Annotated in this window: 2 protein-coding genes; both read right to left on the reverse strand. The window is 42.3% G+C overall.

Annotated elements, in window-relative coordinates:
• Window positions 1–144: 144 nt before the first annotated feature.
• Window positions 145–492 carry an Hsp20/alpha crystallin family protein gene (locus MBEAL2_RS28550; protein ID WP_047155556.1) on the reverse strand — a complete coding sequence of 116 codons (348 nt, stop codon included), beginning with the start codon at window positions 490–492 and terminating at the stop codon, window positions 145–147.
• A 482-nt stretch (window positions 493–974) separates the two neighbouring features.
• Window positions 975–1100, reverse strand: a complete 126-nt coding sequence (yjcZ, locus tag MBEAL2_RS34280; RefSeq protein WP_082130254.1) for a sporulation protein YjcZ — start codon at window positions 1098–1100, stop codon at window positions 975–977.
• Window positions 1101–1163: the final 63 nt, after the last annotated feature.

Genomic DNA, 1163 nt, shown 5'->3' on the forward strand with positions numbered 1-1163 from the left:
GATCAGTAGGGACAGACGTCAGGATATACCGAATGGGGGGGAAGGTCTTTTTTTAAGTCCGGGATTTCTGCATGGCAAAAAACGCTATGGAAACAAAGCCATAGCGTTTTTTTTTGGCTCAATAAGAGGGTACAGGAATTACGTTTAGGTTCCTTCAATTGGAATGACACGTGAGGTATGCCAAATGTGCACGCTCATCTGTTCTGGACTCCTCAGTGGAATCGAAACGGTCAGCACGTTATCGTCGTAGGTTGCCTTCGTCTTTTTCGTATCCACATTGGCTGGTAATGGAATGGTTTTTAGGATCCTTTCCGGTGTAGATCCGGTCATAATGGATACCAAGTCGTTCGAGATTTCAACTTTTATCTCTTTCCGCATGGCTCCTGGCAGCTTCGCCTGAATGACCATTTCCCTTCCTTTTTGTTCGATATGGATGAGGTCTGTATTTGAAACATTTTCCGGCTGCTGATTGGAGATATGTTTTGACTTCATCGTATAACCCCTCTCTGCTTTCCTATAAAAATAATGTTTTTCTTATTTGTTACATACAGAATATGTCCTGTCATTTTTTATGTGTAGGCTATTATCCTCAGCATGTAGACTCAGGTATGGAGAAGTTTTTTAGGAAAAAGAGGGTAGGGCAGGCGTGTATGCATAGTGAAATCGATACAGAAGGGAATGAGAAGGTCCTTTTTTGTTTCCCTATGAGTAATGTGCTACTCTTTATCCTATTGCTTACTAGATACTAACATTCTATGCAGGGGGGATAGACAAGGGGTAGGTGTTTGAATTTTTTTACCTTATAGCGCTTGTCCGATACAATGAGCTTGATGGGTAGGCCATCCTAAGCAAGATTTTTTATGTGGAATTATATGATAAACAAGGAGCCTGTACATAATCGATGACAAAAAGACCGCCTTTCCTAGCGGCCCCTTTGTGATGTCAACTTCTTCCCCTGTAAAAAACACTGAGGGTTATTCGCAAGCACAAGCGATAATCACCAAAAGGATAAAGAGTACCAGAATGAACGAAAATTCAGCCTCTCTGAAAAATCCCATCGTGTCGACCTCCTCTACGTCATAGATTCCACTCCCCTTCATCCTACGCAGAGAATCTGGGACAGGTGTTAGGCTGCCGCCTTAATTTAAAATTTTAGGCTGGCC

This window comes from Aneurinibacillus tyrosinisolvens (assembly GCF_001015055.1).
GTDB classification, from domain to species: domain Bacteria; phylum Bacillota; class Bacilli; order Aneurinibacillales; family Aneurinibacillaceae; genus Aneurinibacillus_A; species Aneurinibacillus_A tyrosinisolvens.